This is a genomic window from uncultured Chloroflexus sp., assembly GCF_937129525.1.
Lineage (GTDB): Bacteria > Chloroflexota > Chloroflexia > Chloroflexales > Chloroflexaceae > Chloroflexus.
In genome coordinates, this window is record NZ_CAKZNK010000038.1 from 1 (window position 1) to 1,464 (window position 1,464).

At 54.8% G+C, this 1,464-nt stretch carries 1 protein-coding gene; it reads left to right on the forward strand.

What is annotated here, in order from left to right:
• Positions 1 to 232: 232 nt before the first annotated feature.
• The coding region (locus Q0650_RS03730) for a SulP family inorganic anion transporter (protein ID WP_298816054.1) at positions 233 to 1,464 on the forward strand (1,232 nt) is incomplete at its 3' end.

Consider the following 1,464-nt stretch of genomic DNA (forward strand, 5'->3'; position numbering starts at 1 on the left):
ACCGCGCGCCAGCGCCACAGGTGCTCGAAGGCGGCATGCTGGCCTGGGAAGCTGCCAACCTGCTCGAAGCGGTTGAGTAGCATTCTAATGTGAGGAGACAGGTAGAACTATTTTCGATAGCGGATACCGGTAAAATCGATAGGTTATTGCGAACTCTGATTGCGCAGAAACTTCAAAATAGCGGTATGATAGCGGTATTCAAAGTTGTTGCAAACTAACAGTTATTTATCGTATGTTGGAATACCTGCGTTCGGTCACAACGCTTTTTGCGCAACCCATTCGGCTGGCGCGCACATATCCACCCGAAGCGCTGCGAGCTGATATTTTCGCCGGCATTACAGTCGGTCTGGTATTGTTGCCGCAAGGTCTGGCCTTCGCCATCCTGGGAGGGTTGCCACCGATTGTCGGCCTGTACAGCGCAATGACTGCCACTATCATTGGCGCGTTGTGGGGGTCATCTACGCTGCTCAACAGCGGACCCACTACAACCGGCGCGATCCTTACTCTATCTGTTCTTCTCCCAATTGCGCCGATTGGCAGCGCCGAGTTTGTCACTGCTGCCAGTCTGGTGGCGGTCATGGCCGGGATCATTCGACTCATTCTGGGCATCGCGCGGCTCGGCATGCTGGTAACTTTTATCTCAGATGCCGTCGCTGTCGGGTTTACCGCCGGATCAGGCCTGCTCATTTTGTTCAATCAGATTGGCCCGATTTTGAAAATCAACATTTCACCCGGCGCCAGTATCCCAACCATTCTGATCGAGACATTTACTCAACTTAATGAAATCCACTGGCCATCACTGGCAATTGGCGCCGCAACAATTGGGTTAATCTATTTAATTCCGCGATTTACCCGAACGCTGCCAGCAGCCCTGTTAAGCATGGTTATCGTCACCGCAGTCACTACATTCCTCGCCATCGAGCAGTATGGAGTGCGGCTCTTGGGCGAAGTGCCACCAGGATTGCCGCCGCTGGCCAATCTCCCATTTTGGGATATTGAACTGATCGGAAGTCTTCTTAACGGCGCATTAGCTCTGGCGATCATTGGTCTGGTGGAAGCGGTCGCTATTGCGCGCGCGATTGCCAGCTATACCGGTGAGCGGATCGATAGCAACCAGGAATTCGTTGGGCAAGGACTGGCTAATATCGTATCAGGCATCTTTTCCGGGATGCCATGTTCCGGCTCGTTCAACCGCTCGGCGCTGGCTTATCAGGCTGGCGGCAAGACTGCGCTCACGGCAGTTGTTTCTGGGCTTACGGTTTTAGCCGGCACAGCAGCCTTGAACCAGGTTCTGGCCATTATCCCCCGTCCGGCAATTGCCGGCACTCTGATGGTAGCGGCACTGGGTATGGTTGACCGGAAAGGGATCGCGCGGGTCTGGCGTAGCTCGCGCGGCGAAGCGGTCATTATGTTCACGACGCTGGCGCTGACCCTCACCCTGCCGCTGCAATTCGCCATCCTGAT